Origin of the sequence: Erwinia sorbitola, assembly GCF_009738185.1 — a bacterium.
Lineage (GTDB): Bacteria > Pseudomonadota > Gammaproteobacteria > Enterobacterales > Enterobacteriaceae > Erwinia > Erwinia sorbitola.
Window position 1 is genome coordinate 1,837,696 of sequence record NZ_CP046509.1, and the last position, 20,130, is coordinate 1,857,825.

17 protein-coding genes are annotated in these 20,130 nt (G+C 55.7%); all 17 read left to right on the forward strand.

Annotated elements, in window-relative coordinates; genetic code table 11:
* Positions 1–77: 77 nt before the first annotated feature.
* The 17 genes from GN242_RS08225 to GN242_RS08305 all read left to right on the forward strand — a co-directional run bounded on the left by GN242_RS08225 (position 78) and on the right by GN242_RS08305 (position 20,040).
* Positions 78–1,304 carry an MFS transporter gene (locus tag GN242_RS08225; protein ID WP_231617145.1) on the forward strand — a complete coding sequence of 409 codons (1,227 nt, stop codon included), beginning with the start codon at positions 78–80 and terminating at the stop codon, positions 1,302–1,304.
* A gap of 124 nt (positions 1,305–1,428) precedes the next feature.
* Positions 1,429–2,304: a DUF3289 family protein gene (locus tag GN242_RS08230; protein WP_231617146.1), complete on the forward strand. Its 876-nt coding sequence runs from the start codon at positions 1,429–1,431 to the stop codon at positions 2,302–2,304.
* Positions 2,288–2,782, forward strand: coding sequence for a DUF943 family protein (locus GN242_RS08235; protein ID WP_156287266.1), 495 nt, complete (start codon positions 2,288–2,290; stop codon positions 2,780–2,782). Before GN242_RS08230 ends, GN242_RS08235 begins: the two co-directional genes overlap by 17 nt.
* 260 nt (positions 2,783–3,042) lie before the next feature.
* On the forward strand, positions 3,043–4,500 hold the full coding sequence (locus GN242_RS08240; protein WP_154751532.1) for an NAD-dependent succinate-semialdehyde dehydrogenase: 1,458 nt from the start codon (positions 3,043–3,045) through the stop codon (positions 4,498–4,500).
* A 363-nt stretch (positions 4,501–4,863) separates the two neighbouring features.
* On the forward strand, positions 4,864–6,333 hold the full coding sequence (locus GN242_RS08245) for an aldehyde dehydrogenase family protein (RefSeq protein WP_154751531.1): 1,470 nt from the start codon (positions 4,864–4,866) through the stop codon (positions 6,331–6,333).
* Between the two features lie 43 nt (positions 6,334–6,376).
* On the forward strand, positions 6,377–7,045 hold the full coding sequence (locus tag GN242_RS08250) for a haloacid dehalogenase type II (RefSeq protein WP_154751530.1): 669 nt from the start codon (positions 6,377–6,379) through the stop codon (positions 7,043–7,045).
* A gap of 19 nt (positions 7,046–7,064) precedes the next feature.
* Positions 7,065–8,342 carry an NAD(P)/FAD-dependent oxidoreductase gene (locus tag GN242_RS08255; RefSeq protein ID WP_156287267.1) on the forward strand — a complete coding sequence of 426 codons (1,278 nt, stop codon included), beginning with the start codon at positions 7,065–7,067 and terminating at the stop codon, positions 8,340–8,342.
* A 58-nt stretch (positions 8,343–8,400) separates the two neighbouring features.
* Positions 8,401–10,005 carry an ABC transporter substrate-binding protein gene (locus tag GN242_RS08260; RefSeq protein ID WP_156287268.1) on the forward strand — a complete coding sequence of 535 codons (1,605 nt, stop codon included), beginning with the start codon at positions 8,401–8,403 and terminating at the stop codon, positions 10,003–10,005.
* A 29-nt stretch (positions 10,006–10,034) separates the two neighbouring features.
* Positions 10,035–10,988, forward strand: a complete 954-nt coding sequence (locus GN242_RS08265; RefSeq protein WP_133843264.1) for an ABC transporter permease — start codon at positions 10,035–10,037, stop codon at positions 10,986–10,988.
* Positions 10,988–11,842, forward strand: coding sequence for an ABC transporter permease (locus GN242_RS08270; protein WP_154751527.1), 855 nt, complete (start codon positions 10,988–10,990; stop codon positions 11,840–11,842). Before GN242_RS08265 ends, GN242_RS08270 begins: the two co-directional genes overlap by 1 nt.
* Complete coding sequence (locus tag GN242_RS08275) at positions 11,839–13,503, forward strand: ABC transporter ATP-binding protein (RefSeq protein WP_154751526.1); 1,665 nt, start codon at positions 11,839–11,841, stop codon at positions 13,501–13,503. Before GN242_RS08270 ends, GN242_RS08275 begins: the two co-directional genes overlap by 4 nt.
* Positions 13,504–13,690: 187 nt before the next feature.
* On the forward strand, positions 13,691–15,022 hold the full coding sequence (locus GN242_RS08280; protein ID WP_154751525.1) for an NAD(P)/FAD-dependent oxidoreductase: 1,332 nt from the start codon (positions 13,691–13,693) through the stop codon (positions 15,020–15,022).
* A 9-nt stretch (positions 15,023–15,031) separates the two neighbouring features.
* Entirely contained in the window at positions 15,032–15,880 is an 849-nt protein-coding gene (locus GN242_RS08285; protein WP_154751524.1) for a GNAT family N-acetyltransferase, read from the forward strand.
* Entirely contained in the window at positions 15,880–16,806 is a 927-nt protein-coding gene (locus tag GN242_RS08290) for a 2-hydroxyacid dehydrogenase (RefSeq protein WP_156287269.1), read from the forward strand. The genes GN242_RS08285 and GN242_RS08290 overlap by 1 nt, the downstream gene beginning before the upstream one ends.
* A gap of 1 nt (position 16,807) precedes the next feature.
* A complete protein-coding gene (locus tag GN242_RS08295) occupies positions 16,808–17,941 on the forward strand; it encodes a M20 aminoacylase family protein (protein ID WP_156287270.1) in 1,134 nt (377 codons plus the stop codon).
* Between the two features lie 138 nt (positions 17,942–18,079).
* Positions 18,080–19,396, forward strand: a complete 1,317-nt coding sequence (gene gabT / locus GN242_RS08300) for a 4-aminobutyrate--2-oxoglutarate transaminase (RefSeq protein WP_154751521.1) — start codon at positions 18,080–18,082, stop codon at positions 19,394–19,396.
* Positions 19,397–19,533: 137 nt separating this feature from the next.
* Positions 19,534–20,040, forward strand: a complete 507-nt coding sequence (locus tag GN242_RS08305; RefSeq protein ID WP_105594848.1) for an Lrp/AsnC family transcriptional regulator — start codon at positions 19,534–19,536, stop codon at positions 20,038–20,040.
* Positions 20,041–20,130 lie beyond the last annotated feature (90 nt).

Genomic DNA, 20,130 nt, shown 5'->3' on the forward strand with positions numbered 1-20,130 from the left:
ATAGTGAAATCCATGCGCCTTCCGCCTTATTCACTAACGGCATAAACTTCGGGAACTTTCACCTGTGAGCTTATGCCATGACTCTCTCTCCTATCCGCACCTCCTCCGGCCCGCTCTATGCGCTGGCCTTCAGTATGTTGATCTCATCCATGGGCAGCAGTATTGCCAATGTTGGCCTGCCGACACTGACTGCGGCGTTTCATGCCTCTTTCCCGCAGATGCAGTGGGTGGTACTGGCGTATCTGCTGGCAGTCACCGCTTCTGTACTGGTAATGGGCTGGCTGGGGGATCGCTTTGGCCGCCAACGGCTGCTGGCCTGGGGCGTGCTGTTATTTAGTATTGCTTCGCTGGGCTGTGGGCTGGCAACGCAGATTGGCTGGCTGATTGCCGCACGTATTCTCCAAGGCCTCGGCGGCGCGATGATGATGGCAAATACCCTGGCGCTGGCGATTCAGGTACTGCCCCCTGATCGCACCGGACGTGCCATGGGGCTGCTGGGAACAGTATCGGCTATTGGTACCGCGCTGGGGCCTGCGCTGGGTGGAGTGCTGATCGCTGCATTTGGCTGGCAGGCGCTGTTTCTGGTTAACCTGCCGCTGGGACTGCTGGCGTGGGGGCTGGTGCAGCATTATCTGCCCCATACAGCGGTAGCAGGCACGGTAACGCCAGGCGGCTCACTGTTGGCGCTGTTACGCCAGCGGGTGCTGATGCGGGGGTTATTAATGAGCATGGCGGTGACGACGGTGATGATGACGACATTTATTGTCGGGCCATTTTATCTGAGCCACGGGTTACAGCTCTCACCACGGCAAATCGGGCTGGTGATGGCGGTCGGCCCACTGGTGGCAGCACTGAGCGGTGTTCCAGCCGGACGTCTGGTCGATCGTTATGGGGCGCAATTTACCACTGCGGGTGGCCTGGCGGCGGTAGCGGGCGGCTGTCTGCTGCTGGCTATATTGCCACAACGGGCTGAGGTGGCGGGTTATATCGCCGGGCTGATACTGCTGACGATGGGTTATGCGCTATTCCAGGCAGCGAATAATACGGCGCTGCTGAAAGGAGCGGATCCGGCACGGCGCGGGCTGGTATCCGGGTTAATGAATCTGGGCCGTAATCTGGGATTTATCGTGGGGGCAGCGCTGATGGCGGCGGTATATGGCGCAACGGTGAAGTATGGCGATTTTTCTCCAATACAGGCATCGTCGCACGGCCTGCGGATAACGTTTCTGCTGGCAGGGATGATAGTGCTGGGGGCAATGTTGTTTTTGCACGGCAACGGTATGCGGGATCGCCAGCGGCAGTGAGAACCCATTTAGCATAAAATCTGATTTATTGTGCAGAATGAGAATTCAGGGGAGAAGCAGGCTATATTATGCGCTTATTTATTCCCCTACAGGATGGAGGGGTAAAGCAAAAAGGAGTTGCGCTGTGTCAGAACAATCGTTTGATCCCAACTCGCTGTTTAAGCAGCCTGCCATTTCTCTTCCCTGCCGTCTGTTTGAGACGATTAACCGCATGGATGAATACAGTGCCGAAGATATGCGCTATGGGGATTTGTCAGAATTTCGTCTGAAAAATGATTTCAAACTGAGGGATGTTTCCGCAAGGGTAAACCCTTACACGGGGGAGAGGATAACGGCATCGCGTTATAATCTTTTTAATCACCGGCCATCACAACCGCTTTCTGTGAAAGAAAGCGCGGATATTTTATTTGATGAGTTTCGTGAGCTATCAAGGGTATTTTCATTTGTTGGCCCTTATCGCGATCTGATCGAGAAGTTAATTACCCATATGCAAACAGGTAATGGGAAGGTGTTTAGAAGTCACTTATTAGATAGCGCATATAAAAATCAGATAGTGAACGACTCATCGAGAGAGAGTTCTCTCCTAAAAATAAAGAAATCATTTTCTGATTTTATTAACTGGGATCTTGGGCGTTACGACAGTAAAAACAAGTCTAAGATTTCAATAAATATTCTGGACTCAGTGATTCCGAAATTCAATAAATGGGTGGATAGAATAAACTCACTTACGATCAGCGTTCATGATGTGTGGGCAACCCATATTACGTTAAAATCTCTTGTCATCGAAGGTGATAACTACTCCGCTACAATCCACTATCGGGCCCAGGATCATTTTGGGCTGGATTCCAAAGACGTTTTGAATCCGGTTTACAGGCAGTTTAGAATTTTTCGTATCTGGTTTTTACTGCAACATTATGAAAAATATTCATACAAGCCATTTATCACAGAAATGAATGCCAGTATCTCACTAAAGGGAAGTCGATATGATCAGTTCAAATAAAAATAACAGGAAAAGACTGTTTAAAAAAATAATTTTATTCGTGTTGATTTTTTTTGGTTTTATTTATTGGTTGTATATTTTACTGATGCCCGTAAAAATAATCAGTTTTGTACGGGAAGGAAGTCGGATTTACCTGTTTGTAGAGCATTTCCCTGTGACCAATAAAGGGAGAATTGCATGGTGGCTGGATAATAAAGAGCTATTGATAGAAAAATATGACGTGCCTTTTATTGGCAGTAAATACCCGTGGTCGGTATTGATTGGTGAAGCCGGTGATGGGTTTCAGTTTCTGCAGCACAGGGCCAGCGACAACGATTTACGCTGTTTTGACAGTCTGAAGCCTGGCGCCAATTGTATCGAAAAAAAATGGCTGTTATGGATATCGCACTTTAATCAAGTCGACACCAGATACACTACGGATGATAGTGAATATATTCAGCGTGGCGAGAATGCTGAAATCAGGCGTGTTGATGATTAAGCAGAAGGGGGATTGCCGGCCTTAGTCCTGATACCCTGTCTCAGCCACTGAAAATGTCTGGAGGTCTGACTACCAGTCCGGGTCGAACAGAAAAATCATCGTCCTCTACGATGACGCGCAAGCCAGGCCTGACAACCCCAACGGCATAAAATTTCGTTTCCCGCAGTAAAACACGCGCCGCCGCGCATCGTCCGCGGCGATAACGCAGCATTGCCTGCGCCTCCTCCGCTAAAGTGAAATGAACTCATTAAGGAGACGCTATGCTCGCACAACGTTTACAGGATGCCACTCTGCTGCGCCAGCAGGCTTTTTTTAACGGACAGTGGCAGGATGCTATCAATGGCGAAACCCTGCCGGTGATTAACCCTTCCACTGGCGATGTGCTCTGTACCATTCCCTCACTGGGTGCTGAGGAAACCGGGCAGGCAATTGCCTTTGCCGATTCGGCACGCAAAAGCTGGGCAAAAACACCGAATGCGCAGCGCGCGCTGCTGCTGGAGAAATGGCATCAGCTGATCCTCGACAACGCTGACGACCTGGCGATTATCATGACCGCCGAACAGGGGAAACCCCTGGCAGAAGCCAAAGGGGAAGTGCTGTACGGTGCCGGTTTTGTTAAGTGGTTCGCCGAAGAAGCGCGCCGAATTTACGGTGATACCATTCCGGCACCAAGCGACGACCGCCGTATTCTTGTGCTGAAACAGCCCGTTGGCGTGGCGGCGGCGATTACGCCGTGGAACTTCCCGATTGCGATGATCACCCGCAAAGTGGCCCCGGCGCTGGCCGCAGGCTGTCCGATCATTGTTAAACCCTCAGAGCTGACACCGCTCTCTGCGCTCGCCCTGGTGGAACTGGCCCAGCGTGCAGGAATTCCCGCAGGCGTATTGCAGATTGTCACCGGGCTGCCAAAAGAGATTGGCGAAACACTCACCGCCAGCCGCACGGTACGTAAGATCTCCTTTACCGGATCAACGCGCATCGGTCAGCTGCTGATGCAGCAGAGCGCCGACAGCATTAAACGTCTCAGCCTGGAGCTGGGGGGAAATGCCCCGCTGATTGTCTTTGATGATGCGGATCTGGATATTGCCATCAGCGGCGTGATGATGAGTAAATTCCGCAATGCCGGACAGACCTGCGTCTGCGCCAATCGTATCCTGGTGCAGCGTAATATCTACCCGCGCTTTGCCGAACGCCTGCTGGCAGAGGTAGCCAAACTGAAAGTGGCAGACGGCTTTACCGAGGGCAGCACCATCGGGCCACTGATCAATCAGGCGGCGGTCAGCAAGGTTAACAGCCATATTGAAGATGCCCTGAGTCACGGGGCAGAGCTGCTGGCAGGCGGTATCAGCAATGGAAACGGCACCTTTGTAATGCCGACGGTGCTTGGCGATGTGACCAGCGCCATGCGTATCGCCCACGAGGAAACCTTTGGTCCCGTGGCTCCACTGTTTATCTTTGACACCGAAGAAGAAGCGATTGCGATGGCGAATGACACGCCTTTCGGCCTGGGTGCTTATTTCTTCACCGAAGATATTCGTCGTGCCTGGCGAGTAGGAGAAGCGCTGGAATTTGGTATGGTTGGCTTTAATACCGGATCGGTGTCGCTGGAAGTGGCACCGTTTGGCGGGATTAAATTATCAGGTGTCGGGCGCGAGGGTTCGCGCTACGGAATTGACGAATATCTGGAATCGAAAGCCTTCCATTTCGGCAGCCTGTAGCCCGAATTATTTAGGGTAAGGATTAAGGTTAATCGTTAAAAAAGGCCCGCTACCCATAAAGGTGCGGGCCTTTTTTTATCAGCAATACCGACACTTAACGGAAAACTGACAAATACACCGCTCTTATTTGGTGCAAGTTTAGTACCGGATTCACCGCGCTGGTGCATCTTTTTTGTGATGAAAATCATCTATTTAATTACTCGGCTTATCTGTAATAAAACATCGTTCATTACGGCAGAAAATTTTTTTGCACTCGCTTTTACGCATTATTATTTTTTTGCACGGGTGGCATACTTTCTGCATTGCTTAATACAAATGAAATATCTAAGACCAAAAAGTTCTGGTCAAAATAAGGGTCTGTTCATGCACAGTTTCGATCCCGATAAAATAACGTTACCGTCAGGACACTTCATTAATGGTCAACATCTGACCGGTAAAGGCACAGCATTGACCGTTAATCGTCCTTCCGACGGTCTGCGAGCAGCGGAGCTGTTTGAAGCAGATGCGGCGCTGGTGGATGACGCAGTCACCAATGCTGACCGGGCGGTACGTGACAGCGGATGGTCGTCCTGCCCGCCACGCCAGCGCGGTGCCGTACTGAAACGCTGGGCGGATCTGATTGCCGCTGATCCGCTGCTGGCGCAGTTGGAATCACTTGGTTCAACCCGGCCTATTTATGATGTGGTAAATCACGAAATTCCCTTTACCGCTGAAGCTATCCGTTTCTATGCCGAGTGCGCAGATAAATACAGCGGCGACGTGCTACCCACCCGTGACGCCAGCCTCGGCATGCTGGTGCCGGAACCGTACGGTGTAATCGGCGCGATTACCCCGTGGAACTTCCCGCTGTCGATGGCTTCGTGGAAATGTGGCCCGGCGCTGGCGGCAGGAAATGCCGTGGTGCTGAAGCCTTCCGAACTCACTCCATTCTCTACCGTGCGTATGGCCGAACTGGCGATTCAGGCGGGCCTGCCTGCGGGCGTGCTGAATATCGTACAGGGCGGCGGGGCGGTGACCGGCAGTTCGCTGGTTGCCCATCCGCTGGTGCGCAAAGTCTCCTTCACCGGATCTACCGCGACCGGAGCGCGCATTATGAGCGATGCCGCATTTAACGGCATGAAGCCGGTCACGCTGGAGCTGGGCGGTAAAAGTCCGCAGCTGGTATTTGATGACTGCGGGGATATCGATGAAGTAGCCGGGCGTATTCTGCGGGGTTTTACCGCCAACGGTGGTCAGGCCTGCGTGGCGGGCACCCGTCTGATTGTGCAACGCGGCGTTCACGATGCGCTGATAAGCAAACTGATAGAGCTTTGCCGGGGTTTCCGCGCTGGCGTCACCTGGCACGATAGCAGCCGCTATGCGCCGATGATTGACCGCCGTCAGGCTGAAAAAGTGGCGTCGGTGGTCAGCAGCGCACGTCAGCAGGGTGCTGAGGTACTGGTTGGCGGCGAGCGCTTTGCTGATACCGGCGAAGGTTATTTCTGGCAGCCAACGCTGCTTGCCGTAAACGGCAGCGATAACCCGGCGGTACAGGAAGAGATCTTCGGCCCGGTACTCACCGTGCAGATCTTTGACGACGAAGCGCAAGGTCTGGCGCTCGCCTCCCATCCAACCTACGGCCTGTGCGCCGGGGTACATACCAAAAATATCGACCGTGCCCTGCGTGCGATGCGCGGTATTGCTGCCGGAACGGTGTGGATCAACCGTTATGGCCGCTCCGGTGACTTTATTATTCCTACCGGTGGCTTCCACGGCTCCGGCATCGGTAAAGACCTCGGGCGTCAGGCCTTCGAGGCCTGCCAGCGCTATAAAAGCGTGCTGATCGACTTCTGACACCTGTTTTCATCCTTCAACCGAACTCTGTAGAGGTAGCGTAATGGCTGTGTTTAAACCGAAATACATCACCTTCGATTGCTACGGCACGCTGATCAACTTCGATATGGCCGGTGCCGCCGCCGCCATCTTCGCCGATCGCATCAGCCCGGAAAAAATGGTGGCGTTTACCACTGATTTCTCAAATTACCGCATGGATGAAGTGCTGGGCGCCTTCAAGCTCTACCCGCAGGTGGTGGCGAATGCGCTCTATCGCACCTGTAACAAATGGGGCGTGGAGTGTACGGATCGGGATTGCGCAGAAGTGATGACCGCCTGCGCTACCTGGGGGCCTCATCCGGATGTTCCTGCCGGGCTGGCGGTTGTGGCGAAAGAGTTCCCGCTGGTGCTGCTGACCAACTCCACCGATGAGCTGATCAAAAACCATATTCCACGCCTCGGCGCGCCGATTCATATGACCATTACCGCGGAAGAGGTGGGTGCCTATAAGCCGCAGATGAAAGGTTTTGAGTACATGCTGAACAAGCTTAACTGCGGGCCGGAAGAGATTCTGCACGTCTCCAGCAGCCTGCGTTATGACCTGATGACTGCTTATGACCTCGGCATCAAAAACAAAGTGTTCGTCAATCGCGGCCACGGCCCGGGTAACCCGGCCTATGAATACACTGAAATCAAAGATATCGGTGGTCTTCCGGGCGTGGTTGGGCTGTAAGCCTAAGAGGAGCAGGGCAATGAAACTGGAATCATTCTGGCAGGCAACAGCACCCGCGTTTACTGGTGCAGCAACGGGCGACCTGCCAGCCACTGCCGATGTGGTGGTGATTGGCGGCGGCTTTACCGGTATCTCAGCGGCACTCAACCTCGCCCGCAGCGGCGTGAAAGTGGTGGTGCTGGAAGCCGGTGAGGTAATGAGCCAGGCCTCCGGCCGCAATGGCGGACACTGCAATACCGGTGTGGCGCAGAACTTTGCAGCAATGGTGGAGAGCCTGGGAGTGGAGCAAGCCACTCGCTATTACCGGGCCTTTGCCGATGCAGTGGACTATGTGCAAAGCGTGGTGGCAGCAGAAGAGATCGACTGTGATTTTCGCCGCTGCGGCAAGCTGAAGCTGGCAAGTAAAGCTTCGCATCTGCCATCGCTGGTGGCGGCGTGCGAAATGATGAAACGCCACGTTGACCCGGATGTTGAGATCCTGAGTGCCGACGAAGTGAAACGCGAAATCGACTCCCCGCAGTTCCACGGTGCGCTGTTACAGCGTCATGGCGGGCAGATGCATATGGGTAAATTTGGCGTCGGCCTGGCAGAGGCAGCGGCCCGCGCCGGGGCAGCGATTTATCCGCACAGCAAGGTGACCGGACTGACGCGCCTTAACGGCTACCGTCATCGTGTCAGTACTGCGAAGGGCGATATTGTGGCGGAAAAAGTGCTGATGGCGACCGGCTGCTCGAACGTCGGCCCGTTTGACTGGTTCCAGCGCCGCATTATTCCGGTGGGCAGTTTTGTGGTGGTCACTGCGCCCCTTGAAGAGAGCCTGTTACATCGGTTACTGCCGGGCGATCGTACTTATGTCACCTCGCTCAACCTGGGCAACTACATGCGTACCACCGCCGATCGTCGCCTGGTGTTTGGTGGCCGTGCTCGCTTCGCTATCAGCAGCCCGACGTCAGATGCCAAAAGTGGCGAGGTGTTAAAAGCCGGGATGCAGGCGATGTTTCCTGCGCTGGGAAATGTTGCCATCGATTACTGCTGGGGTGGACTGGTGGATATGACCGCCGATCGTCTGCCTCATGCGGGTGAACAGGATGGGGTGTTCTATTCGCTGGGTTACAGCGGGCACGGCACCCAGATGTCCGTATGGATGGGCAGGGTCATGGCCGACCTGATAGCAGAAAAAAATAACGACAACCCTTGGCAGCGCAACAGCTGGCCAGCGGTTCCCGGCTACTTCGGCAAGCCGTGGTTCCTGCCGGTGGCGGGCCTGTATTACAAAGCCAAAGATAAGTTTTCCTGAATTAACAACATATCCCACCAGGGTATTCGTCACTAATAACGATTTCGAGGGTGTGCAAATGAGTAAATTTCGCAAAGAATTTAGCCGTGTTAACCCGAATTTGACCCAGGCGATTACGGATGTTGCTATCTCACGGCGCGGCATGATTAAGCTGCTGTCCGCAGGTGTGGTGATGAGCACCGGTCTGATTGGCTTCCCGGAGTTCAGCTTTGCCGCTGAAACCCCGGTAAAAGGCGGCAAACTGCGAGCGGCTGTCGCTAATGCCTCCGCCAGCGATACCCTTGACCCCGCCAAAGGGAGTAACAGCGGTGACTACTGCCGCCAGTTTATGTTCTACAGCGGGCTGACCGAGTTGGATAAAGATCTGAAGGCGCAGCCAGCGCTGGCAGAATCGATTAGCAGCACTGACGGCCTGAACTGGCAGGTGAAGCTGCGCACGGGTATCACCTTCCATGATGGTAAAGCGCTGACCGCTGACGATGTGGTTTACTCCCTCAGCCGCCATAAAGATCCGGCGGTGGCCTCAACGGTAATTACCCTCGCCAGCCAGATGAAAGAGATCAAGGCGACCAGCCCGTCTGAAGTGCAGATTACTCTGGAGCAGCCGAACTTTGACCTGCCGTCGATTCTGGCGACCAGTTCATTCCTGATTGTGCAGGACGGCACCAAAGACTTCAGTAAAGCTATCGGTACCGGGCCGTTTGTACTGACCTCATTCCAGCCGGGTGTCCGCACCGTTGGCAGCAAAAACAAAAATTACTACAAGCCGGGCCTGCCTCATCTCGACGAAGTGGAACTGATGGGGGTGACCGACCCGGCTGCCCGCGTCAACGCCCTGATGTCCGGCGATCTGCATATGGTTTCCACCCTGTCGGCAAATGATGTGAAACGCCTGCGTCAGAACGGCCAGTTCAACATCCTTGAGAGTAAGTCCGGGATGTACAGCGATCTGATTATCCGTACCGACCGCACGCCAGGCAGCAATCCTGACTTCGTGCTGGCGATGAAGTATCTGCAACCGCGTGAAATGATTGTAAAAACCGTGCTGCAAGGTTTTGGTGACATTGGTAACGACACCCCGGTTCCGCCGTGGCACCCGATGTTTAACAAAGATCTGCCGCAGCGCCCGCTGGATCTTGATAAAGCTAAATTCCACCTGAAGAAAGCCAATATGGTTGGTGCGAAAGTGGAAATTATTACTACCCCGAATATCGAAGGGGCAGTGGAAGGCGGCCAGCTGTTGCAGCAGATTGCCCGCTCCGCCGGTCTGAATGTGGCGGTGCGCCGCGTGCCGTATGACGGCTACTGGTCAGCGCACTGGATGAAAGATCCGATTGGCTACGGTTCCGTTAACCCGCGTCCGACGCTGGATATGCTCTTCTCACAATTTTACTTCTCCTCTGCGCCGTGGAACGAATCGGGGTGGAAAAATGCGCAGTTTGACCAGCTGGTCACCGCTGCACGCGGAGAAAGCGACCAGGGCAAGCGCAAACAGATGTATGGCGATATGCAGAAGCTGGTGTACGACAACTGCGGCACGCTAATCCCGGCCTTTATCAGCTCGATGGATGGCTGTAGCAATAAAGTGAAAGGGGTTGAGGCGATGCCGTCAGGCATGATGATGGGCTATCGCTTCCATGAATATGCCTGGCTGACGTCGTAAATCTTTAACTGTGTACGAGGAGAATGGCGATGAACAGGTACATTTTCACACTGATATTCCGGCGTATAGGGTCGGGTTTACTTACGCTTCTGATTGTCTCGGCGCTGGTGTTTTTTATTACCAGCATGCTGCCGGGCGATGCGGCGCAGATGATCCTCGGCCAGTCTGCAACGCCTGAAACGGTTGCGGCACTGCGCCAGCAGCTCGGTCTGGATCAGCCGCTGATAATGCGTTATTTCAGCTGGCTGGCCGGGATGTTTCAGGGTGACTTTGGCACCTCATTCGCCAGTAACCTACCGGTGACACAGCTGGTGGCGCAGCGTATCCCTGCCACGTTCCAGCTCGCCGTTACCACCACCCTGGTGTCGGTGCCGCTGGCGCTGTTTATTGGTATCACTGCTGCAATGAAACGCGGTTCGTTTCTCGACCGGGCGCTGGTAGTCAGTACCATGGCGGTTGTAGCCGTACCGGAATTTCTGGTTGCCACCGTGGCGGTGATTATCTTTGCGGTGAAACTGCACTGGGTGCCTGCGATGTCGCTCGGTTCCACCCATCAGGATTTTCTCGGCTTCCTGCGTACCTTTGCACTGCCGGTCATGACGCTCTGCTGTGTGGTGGTAGCGCAGATGGCGAGGATGACCCGCGCGGCCATCGTCAACCAGATGGATAGTCCGTATCTGGAGATGACCTTACTGAAAGGCGTATCGCCGCTGCGTGCCATGCTGCGCCATGCGCTGCCTAACGCTGTGGGGCCGATTGCCAATGCCATCTCACTCAGCCTCTCTTACCTGTTTGGTGGGGTGATAATTATCGAAAGTATCTTCAGCTATCCGGGCCTTGCCAGCCAGATGGTGGATGCGGTCAGCAACCGCGATCTGCCGGTGGTGCAGCTCTGCGTGATGTTCTTCGCCGTCTGCTATCTGGTGCTGTTACTGGCGGCTGACATTCTGACTATCGCGTTCAATCCTAAGTGGAGGGGCTGATGAACACATTGACGCTGCCGTGGCGCTTCTTTCAATCTCTCACCGTCAGCGGCCGCATTGGCCTGCTGATTACCCTGTTCTGGATTTTTATGGCAGTGTTTGGCACTGCGCTGGCACCACACAATCTGGAGGATATTGGCGGTGGCCCGCTGTTCGGTGACTTCAGTCGCGAGTTCTGGTTCGGGACTGACTATCTGGGACGGGACATTTTCAGCCGTATCCTGTTTGGGGCCCGTTACTCCATCGGGCTGGCGCTGAGTGCGGCGCTGCTGGCCAGCCTGGTCGGTACCCTGCTGGCGTTGCTGGCGGCGGTGGCCGGACGCTGGCTGGAGGAGGTGCTGGGGCGCATTAACGATGCAATGCTGGTACTGCCGGGTAAAATCCTTGCGCTGATGATCGTCGCGGTATTTGGCTCATCGCTGCCGATGCTGATTATCACTGCCGTATTTACCTACTGGCCAGGGGCTTATCGCATCGCCTATGCCATGGCTTCCAGCCTGCGTTCAATGGACTATGTGCAGGCCTCGCGTCTGCGAGGTGAGAGCCGTCTCTACGTGGCCATTCACGATATTCTGCCGAATATGCTGCACCCGATGCTGACTGATTTCGGCCTGCGTTTTGTCTACATCGTGCTGCTGCTCAGTGGCCTGAGCTTCCTGGGTCTGGGGGTACAGCCGCCCTATGCCGACTGGGGAACGCTGGTACGTGAAAACTTACAGGGGCTGTTCGATGGTTCGCCTGCGGTGCTGATGCCTGCGGTGGCGATTGCCAGCCTGACCATCGGTGCCAATCTGTTTATCGACAGTTTGCAGTCGATGCGTTCCTTAACTGTGGTTGCTAAGGGGGTTGCATGAATATTACGCCACATGCCTCAACGCCGATGGTCTCTGTCGACAATCTGCGTGTTACCGCGCATGCCGATGATGGCCGCGAGATCTCCCTGGTGTCCGATATCCACTTTACCGTGCAAAAAGGGGAGGTGCTGGCCCTGATTGGCGAGTCCGGCTCAGGCAAAACCACCATTGCGCTGGCGCTGATGGGCTATGCCCGCCATGGCTGTAAAATCGCCGGAGGCACGGTGCATGTAGCGGGTACCAACGTTACATCACTGACCGCCTCGCAGCTGTGCCAGTTCCGCGGTAATAAAGTGGCCTATATTGCCCAGAGTGCCGCCGCTTCCTTTAACCCTGCAATGAAAATCATGGATCAGGTGGTGGAGCCCGTCGTCATTCACGGAGTAATGAGCCGCGCCGACGCTGAAACTAAAGCCATTGAGCTATTCCGCGAACTGGCGTTGCCGAACCCGGAAACAATCGGCGACCGTTATCCGCATCAGGTCTCTGGCGGCCAGCTTCAGCGGCTGATGACGGCGATGGCGCTGATTAGCGATCCGGAAGTGGTGATCCTCGACGAACCGACCACGGCGCTCGATGTGACCACTCAGGTGGAAGTACTTAAAGCCTTCCGCCGCGTGGTACGCCAGCGTGGCACCACCGCTATCTACGTCAGCCATGATCTTGCGGTGGTGGCACAAATGGCTGATAAAATTCTGGTGCTGCTGAAGGGGGCGATTGCCGAGTACGGTACCACTGAGCAGCTGCTGCGTGCACCTCAGGCGGAATACAGTCATCTGCTGCTGGAAGCGGCAAAGCAGAAGACGCGCCCAAGCCCGTGGCAGGAGCAGGAAGAGAGCGTGCAGCCGCTGTTGCAGGTGCGCGACCTGTCCGCCGGATATGGCCCGCTGGACAGTAGCGGTCAGCCAAAAATTAAGATCCTCGAAGAGATTAATTTCAAGCTCTATCGTGGCCAGGCGATCGGCATTATCGGTGAGTCCGGTTCGGGTAAAACCACTCTGGCTCACGCCATCGCCGGTATAAATAAGCCGAGCGGCGGTCATATTCTGTTTAACGGTCACTATATCGCCGGCGATATGCACCAGCGCCCGGAGAATGAGCTGCGCCGCATCCAGTATGTATTCCAGATGGCAGATACGGCGCTGAATCCGGCGCACAGCATTGAAACTATTCTTAAACGTCCGCTGAAGCTGTTCCATGGGCTGCGGGGTGCGGCTCTGGAAAGACGTATGCTGCAACTGCTTGACCTGGTTCGCCTGCCGCGTAGCGTACTGTGGCGTAAACCCTGGTCGCTCTCTGGCGGACAGAAACAGCGCGTTAACCTGGCGCGTGCGCTGGCGGCAGAACCGGATCTGATTCTTTGTGATGAGGTCACCTCGGCGCTGGATACCGTGGTAGCGGCGGCAGTACTGGATTTGATTACCGAACTGCGCCGCGAGCTGGGGCTGTCGGTGCTGTTTATCAGTCATGATCTGCACGCCGTACGTTCGGTCTGCGATGAAATTATCGTGGTAAAAAATGGCCGTATGGTCACCCAGGTGGCGCGTGCCGATTACGATAAACCATCGACCGAGCTTTATTATGAGCGGCTGAAAAGGGCGGTGCCGGAGCTGCGCCAGGGTTGGCTTGATGAGCACGAAGAGAGCGATATCGCGCTGTGATGCTGATGCGGGTCAGGCATGCCTGACCCCTACAAGTGAGGGGACTGTTTTCAATGCCGGTGGCGACAGTCAGTGCCCGCAGCGACAGTCAGCGCCCGTGGGGATATACAGCGCCGTAGGGGCGAGGCACGCCTCGCCCGCAGCAGTAAGATGCCCGTAATTAACTATTCAAAAGGTAAGGAACAACATGCCCGCACCGATTCGATACGTACAGGACAGCCCCCACTTTCCGCCTGCGGCAGATGTGGTGGTGATCGGCGCCGGCATTGCCGGAGCGGCCGCAGCCTATGAACTGGCGAAAAAAGGCGTCAGCGTGGTGCTGATTGAAAAAGGGCTGGTGAGCGGCGAGCAGTCGAGCCGTAACTGGGGTTGGTGCCGTCAGCAGAATCGCGACGAGCGCGAGCTGCCGCTGATTAAATATGCTCTGCAACGCTGGGAGGAACTGGGCGCGGAGACAGGCGAAGAGCTGGGGTTTCGCCGCAGCGGCCTGGTGTATGCCACTAAAAGTCAGGACGATATCAACGCCTGGGAAGCGTGGAACAAAATGGCGAAAGGCTATGACTTCCACAGTGAAATTCTCACCGCCGAACGCGCTAAAGAGATGACACCTGGCAGCTCCAGCGCGTGGCTGGGTGGCATCTCTTCACCCACCGACGGTCACGCCGAACCTTCACTTGCAGCGCCCGGACTGGCCATTGCTGCTCAACGACTGGGCGCACTGGTGTTTCAACAGTGTGCTGTACGCGGGCTGGATATCTCCGCCGGACGCGTCAGCGGAGTGCTGACTGAACGCGGCTTAATCAAAACCAGCAGTGTGATCTGCGCGGGTGGCACCTGGACCTCGATGTTCTGTCGCCGTCACGGTATCGATCTGCCGCTCGGTAACGTAATTGGTACGGCATTTCGTACCGCGCCCATCGAACAGAAAATCGCTTTGCCGCTCTATACCCCAGGTTTCGCCTGCCGCCCGCAGCTGGACGGCAGCTATACCGTCTCCGTCTCCGGTCGCGGTCGCCTGGAGCCTGGCTTGCAGGGCCTGCGCTATGCGCGCCAGTTCTATCCGACCTTTAAGGCACGCCGTAAAAATCTGAAGATTAACCTCGGTATTACCCCGTTTATTAGCGGGCCGGAAGCACTGGCTAGCTGGCGGATGGACGGCATTTCGCCGTTTGAAAAAATACGTATTCTTGACCCATTGCCGGACATGGCGATGGTACAGGAGGGGCTGAGTGCCATGCGCCAGGAGTTCCCGGCAATGGCGGGCGTGCGTCTTGAACAGGCCTGGGGCGGGATGATCGACAGCACGGCGGATGCGGTGCCGGTGATTTCGCCGGTCGGTAAACTGCCGGGCCTGGTGATCTCAGCGGGTTACAGCGCCCACGGTTTCGGCATCGGCCCCGGCGCCGGTCGTCTGGCCGCCGATCTTGCCACCAAAGATACCCCGATTGTTGACCCGACGCCGTTCCGCTATGAACGTTTGATCGACGGTTCCGGCCTTGCTGCGCCGGGCATGATGTAAGGAACTGATATGACAATTGAATTCGTGACGATGAATGAGAACCACCTGGATGCCGCCTTCGCCCTGACCCGGCAGATGAAGTGGCCGCACCGCCGCGCCGACTGGCAGCAGGCGCTGCTGCTGGGTGAAGGTCTGGTGGCGCAGGAAAATGGCGAGGTAATTGGAACCGCGCTGCGCTGGCGCTGGGGGCGGGATTACGCCACCCTTGGACTGGTGATTGTTGACGGTGCCCAGCAGGGGCGCGGTATTGGTAAACAGCTGATGCAGCAGACGCTGGCAGCACTGGAAGGCAGCAATGTTCGCCTGCATGCCACCGAGGCCGGAAAGCCGCTGTATGAAAAACTGGGCTTTGTGGCTACCGGCCATGTTGAGCAGCACCAGTGTCGCGAACTCTCTCCGGTGACGCCCGTTGCCTGTGGCCCGCAGCAGCGTCTGCGCCACGCCGGCATGCAGGATGCAGCGCTGCTGACCGCACTCGATCGCCAGGCGTTGGGGCAGCATCGTCCGCTACTTATCGCCAATCTGCTCGCTAGCGCAGAGCGTTTTCTGGTGCTGGAGGAAAACGGCACGGCGGCCGGTTTTGCCTGTCTGCGACGTTTCGGCCATGGCTATGCCATCGGCCCGGTAATTGCGCGTAATCTTTCGAATGCAAAGCTGCTGGTAAGCCAGCTGTTAAGCGGTGCCAGCGGCCAGTTTGTGCGCATTGATACCGATCGTTCCGCAGGGCTTGGCCGCTGGCTGAACGAGCTGGGGATGGCGGAAGTCGATGCACCAACCACGATGTATAAAGGCGTGCCCTGGCAGCCAGAAAATGGCGGCATGCAGGCGTTCGGGCTGATGAGCCAGGCGATGGCCTGATGAATATTGTCTATAAATCTGAACCTGAACGCGGGCATAAATGGGCCGCGCTGCTGGCTGAAATGGCACCTGATGCCAGCTTCCGTCTGTGGCCGGATATCGGCGATGCTGAGGCGGTGGAGTATCTGGTTGCCTGGGTACCTCCCGCCAATATTATGCAGCAGTTCCCCAATCTGAAAGTGTTGTTCTCTGTTGGTGCCGGGGCCGATCAGTTTGATTATGCCACTCTGCCACCCGAACTGCCGGTGGTGCGCATGATCGAACCGGGACTTACCAGCGGCATGGTCGAGTATGTCACTTTTGCCGTGCTCGGCCTGCATCGCGATATGCCGCGCTACCTGCAACAACAGCGTGAAGGCATCTGGCAGGCGCACAGTGTGCATACCGCCGCCAGCCGTCGCGTGGGCGTAATGGGGCTGGGGACGCTGGGCGAGGCGGTGCTTAAACCACTGGTAGCGCTCGGCTTTGACTGCAGCGGCTGGAGCCGTACTCCGCGCGATCTGCCCGGAGTACGCTGCTGGGCGGGTAACGACCAGCTGGGTGAGTTTCTGGCGCGCACCGACATTCTTATCTGTCTGCTGCCGCTGACTGCCAGCACCGAAGGGATGCTGAACGCCGATCTGTTCCGGCAGCTACCCGCCGGTGCGGCGCTGGTGCAGGCAGGACGGGGGCCGCAGCTCAATCATCAGGACTTAGTCAGTGCACTGGATAGCCAGCAGCTGAGTGCGGCGGTGATCGATGTTACCGCTCCGGAACCGCTCCCCGCAGAGCATGCCTTCTGGCAGCATCCGGCTATCTGGCTGACGCCGCACATTGCCAGCCAGACTCAGCCTGAGAGTGCGGTACAGGCACTGCTGGAGAATATTCGCCGCTTCGAACGCGGAGAATCTATGATCGGCGTAGTCGATCGCGATAAAGGATACTGATATGGATATTGAGCATTTAGTGGCGCTGCGGCGCGATCTTCACCAGCACCCGGAACTGGGTTATCACGAGCATCGTACCAGCGGTCTGGTGGCAGATTTTCTCGTCAGACTGGGGCTGGAAGTGCATCGCGGCATCGGTAAAACCGGGGTGGTCGGCGTACTTAAGCGTGGAAACGGCACACGCACCATCGGACTGCGTGCCGATATGGATGCACTGCCGATGGATGATAATGGCAGCCAGGCATGGAAAAGTCAGCAGCCCGGAAAGTGCCATGCCTGCGGCCATGATGGTCATACGGTAATGCTGCTGGGAGCGGCAGAGCGGCTGGTGGCTGATGCTGATTTTGATGGCACGGTGAATTTTATCTTTCAGCCTGCGGAAGAGGGGCTGGCCGGGGCGCAGGCGATGATCGACGATGGTCTGTTTACCCGTTTTCCCTGTGATGCCGTCTATGCAATTCACAACTGGCCACAGCTGCCGCTGGGCACGGTGCAGACGCGTCCGGGGCCGATTATGGCAGCGGGTGATGCCTTCACTATCACCGTAGAAGGCGGCGGTGGTCATGCTGCACAGCCTCAGCTGACGCCTGATACCCTGCTGGCAACCAGCGAGCTGGTGGTGGCGCTGCACACTATTGTCAGCCGGGATCTGGATCCCTGCGATCCGGCAGTGCTGACGGTGACGCGCATTAATGGCGGTTTCTCACACAATATGATCCCGGCGCAGGCAACGCTGACCGGCACGGTGCGCACTTTTGACTCTGCGGTGCAGGATCGTATTGAAAAGCGTATGCGTGAGCTGGCGCTGCATGTGACCGCCGCACACGGACTGACCGCCAGCGTCACTTACGATCGCTATTATCCGGCCACCATCAATAGTGAGCATGAGGCAGGTGTCGCTCTCGCCGCTGCGCGCCGCGCCGGGCTGGAGCATCGCCTCGCGCCGAAACCGGCGATGACCTCGGAAGATTTCTCCTTTATGTTGCAGGCAAAACCGGGTGCCTATATCTGGCTTGGCTCGGCAGAAAGTCGCCCGCTGCATCACTCAGAATATGACTTTAATGATGCATTAATACCCTACGGCATCCGCTGGTTCTGCGCAGTGGTTGAAGAAACGCTGAGGGTAAAAATTTAACCTAAGGTTTAGGGCGAATTACGAAAGTTAATGCTGCCGTCACCTGCTGAACGGCAGCTTTCCCTTACGGCTTATTGCGATACTTGACCCATGCCCGTTCCGGGCAACTATTCATTTTCACGTCAATGAGGCAAATAAATGCACAATTTACTGGCTGAACAGCAGACATTCTCTGATAACGCCCTGTTTCTGGACGCTCGTGCAGAAAATGTTCCCCGTGGCGTAGTGACCGCACACCCTATTGTTATTGCCAAAGGCAAAGGTTCCGAAGTCTGGGATGTTGAAGGGAACCGTTATTTAGATTTCGTCGGCGGCATTGGCGTATTAAATGTTGGTCACAGTCATCCGGCGGTTATTAATGCGGTGACTGAGCAGTTGCAGCTGGTCACTCATGCCTGTTTTCAGGTGGCCGCCTATCCGGGGTATATCGAGCTGGCAAAACGCCTGAATAAGCTGATTGGCGCGGGGCAGGAGTTCAAAAGCGTATTTTTTACCAGCGGCGCTGAAGCGGTAGAAAATGCGGTTAAAATTGCGCGTGCACATACTCAACGTCCCGGCATTATTGCTTTTGACGGTGCCTTCCACGGCCGCACTTTATTAGGCGTGACATTAACCGGTATGAGCCAGCCCTATAAGCAGAACTTTGGCCCGTTCCCGGGGGATATTTATCGCGTACCTTTCCCTAATGCTTTCCACAATATTTCGGAAGAAGAGTGTTTAAAAGCGCTGGATACGCTGTTTGCCGTGCAGATTCTGCCGGAGCGGGTGGCGGCAATTATTATCGAACCGGTGCAGGGCGACGGTGGCTTCCTGGCAGCATCTCCGGCCTTTATGCAGGCGCTGCGCGCCATCACAGAGCGTCACGGCATTCTGCTGATCTGCGATGAAGTACAGACCGGCTTTGGCCGCACCGGCAAGATGTTTGGTTTCCAGCATACCGGCATTGTGCCGGATCTGGTCACCGTGGCGAAAAGCCTCGGCGGCGGTCTGCCTATTTCTGGCGTGGTGGGCAAAGCGGCGATTATGGATGCTCCAACTCCGGGCGGTCTGGGGGGTACCTACGGCGGTAACGCGCTGGGCTGCGCTGCTGCGCTGGCGGTGCTCGATCTGTTTGAGCAGGGTAATCTGCTGGAGCGTTCTAATCAGCTGGGTGAGCAGTTAAATGCACGTCTGCAACAGCTGGCTGATAAATACGCCTGTATTGGTGAAGTGCGCGGTATTGGTTTTATGCAGGCGGTTGAGATTATCGACTACGAAACTAAACAACCGGATGCCGCGCTGACGCAAAAAATCCTCGACTGCGCCTGCCAGGAGGGATTGCTGCTGATTAAATGCGGATTGCATCGCAACACTGTACGTTTCCTCGCACCGCTGGTGACCAGTGATTCGCAGCTGGAAGAAGCGCTGCACATTTTTGATATAGCACTGGCGCGGGCGACGGGGCGTTTAGGCTAGCCGCAGGGTGTTTCCCTATTGATATTATTGCAGTTATTGATGATAACGGTCGGATGGTATGGCGCGGTAAAACGCTGGCATAATTTGTTGAAAGCGTGTTATACCATTTGAGTGATATGAAACAATCAAGGGGTTCTATGAACGGCTTAATGAAACTGGACCGTATCGACATTAACATTCTGGTGCAGCTACAGAAAGATGGCCGTATCAGCAATGTGAACCTTGCCGATGCCGTTGGGCTTTCGCCCAGCCCCTGCCTGCAACGCGTAAAACGCCTTGAAACTGCGGGTTTTATTACCGGTTATGAAGCGCATATCAATCTGACGAAAATCACTGATTCAGTCACCGTTTTTACGGAAGTGACGCTTTCCGGCCATCGGCGCGAAGATTTTATGAAGTTTGAGAATGCCATCCGTGAAGTGGATGAACTGATGGAGTGCCATCTGATCACCGGGGGCTACGACTACCTGTTGCGTTTTATTACCCGCAGTATTGAACATTATCAGGAAGTGATTGAAGGGCTGCTGGATGCGAAAGTTGGCATTGATAAATACTTTAGCTATATCGTGATTAAGTCACCGATTATGAAGAGTAGTGTGCCGCTGCGTTCGTTGATTACCCGTCATACGCAGGTAGAGTTTTAACCGTGGGGCGGGCATGCCCGCCCCCAACAGCGACTCACTCCCGCAGGGGCGTGGCACGTCGCGCCCGGGGTAGCTGACCTCACCCGGCAG

Excerpts from the sequence above, each read along its gene's own strand:
- GN242_RS08285 (WP_154751524.1), top strand. The coding sequence starts at position 15,032 with ATGACAATTGAATTCGTGACGATGAATGAGAACCACCTGGATGCCGCC.
- GN242_RS08235 (WP_156287266.1), top strand. The coding sequence starts at position 2,288 with ATGATCAGTTCAAATAAAAATAACAGGAAAAGACTGTTTAAAAAAATA.
- GN242_RS08240 (WP_154751532.1), top strand. The coding sequence starts at position 3,043 with ATGCTCGCACAACGTTTACAGGATGCCACTCTGCTGCGCCAGCAGGCT.
- GN242_RS08250 (WP_154751530.1), top strand. The coding sequence starts at position 6,377 with ATGGCTGTGTTTAAACCGAAATACATCACCTTCGATTGCTACGGCACG.
- GN242_RS08275 (WP_154751526.1), top strand. The coding sequence starts at position 11,839 with ATGAATATTACGCCACATGCCTCAACGCCGATGGTCTCTGTCGACAAT.
- GN242_RS08290 (WP_156287269.1), top strand. The coding sequence starts at position 15,880 with ATGAATATTGTCTATAAATCTGAACCTGAACGCGGGCATAAATGGGCC.
- GN242_RS08225 (WP_231617145.1), top strand. The coding sequence starts at position 78 with ATGACTCTCTCTCCTATCCGCACCTCCTCCGGCCCGCTCTATGCGCTG.
- GN242_RS08295 (WP_156287270.1), top strand. The coding sequence starts at position 16,808 with ATGGATATTGAGCATTTAGTGGCGCTGCGGCGCGATCTTCACCAGCAC.
- GN242_RS08245 (WP_154751531.1), top strand. The coding sequence starts at position 4,864 with ATGCACAGTTTCGATCCCGATAAAATAACGTTACCGTCAGGACACTTC.
- GN242_RS08270 (WP_154751527.1), top strand. The coding sequence starts at position 10,988 with ATGAACACATTGACGCTGCCGTGGCGCTTCTTTCAATCTCTCACCGTC.
- gabT (WP_154751521.1), top strand. The coding sequence starts at position 18,080 with ATGCACAATTTACTGGCTGAACAGCAGACATTCTCTGATAACGCCCTG.
- GN242_RS08260 (WP_156287268.1), top strand. The coding sequence starts at position 8,401 with ATGAGTAAATTTCGCAAAGAATTTAGCCGTGTTAACCCGAATTTGACC.
- GN242_RS08305 (WP_105594848.1), top strand. The coding sequence starts at position 19,534 with ATGAACGGCTTAATGAAACTGGACCGTATCGACATTAACATTCTGGTG.
- GN242_RS08255 (WP_156287267.1), top strand. The coding sequence starts at position 7,065 with ATGAAACTGGAATCATTCTGGCAGGCAACAGCACCCGCGTTTACTGGT.
- GN242_RS08280 (WP_154751525.1), top strand. The coding sequence starts at position 13,691 with ATGCCCGCACCGATTCGATACGTACAGGACAGCCCCCACTTTCCGCCT.
- GN242_RS08265 (WP_133843264.1), top strand. The coding sequence starts at position 10,035 with ATGAACAGGTACATTTTCACACTGATATTCCGGCGTATAGGGTCGGGT.